Annotated in this window: 1 protein-coding gene; it reads left to right on the plus strand. The window is 65.2% G+C overall.

What is annotated here, in order from left to right; all coding sequences use genetic code 11:
• Nucleotides 1-460, plus strand: a 460-nt coding sequence (locus EC839_RS24745) for a Tn3 family transposase (protein WP_256681106.1), incomplete at both ends; no start/stop codon positions are given.

Here is a 460-nt window from a genome sequence, read left to right on the forward strand (position 1 = left end):
ACGGCCGGCTTCACCGATCACGTCTTTGCCCTGATGCACCTGCTGGGCTTCCGCTTCGCGCCACGCATCCGCGACCTCGGCGAAACCAAACTGTACGTGCCGCAGGGCGTGCAGGCCTACCCGACGCTGCGCCCGCTGATCGGTGGCACCCTGAACATCAAGCACGTGCGCGCTCATTGGGACGACATCCTGCGCCTGGCCAGCTCGATCAAGCAGGGCACCGTTACCGCCTCGCTGATGCTGCGCAAGCTCGGCAGCTATCCGCGTCAGAACGGCCTGGCTGTCGCCCTGCGCGAACTGGGCCGGATCGAACGCACGCTGTTCATCCTGGACTGGCTGCAAAGTGTTGAGCTGCGCCGCCGCGTGCATGCCGGCCTGAACAAAGGTGAGGCGCGCAACTCGCTGGCCAGGGCGGTGTTCTTCAACAGCCTTGGGGAAATCAGGGATCGGAGCTTCGAGC

Origin of the sequence: Pseudomonas sp. JUb52 (assembly GCF_004341115.1) — a bacterium.
GTDB lineage: Bacteria > Pseudomonadota > Gammaproteobacteria > Pseudomonadales > Pseudomonadaceae > Chryseomonas > Chryseomonas oryzihabitans.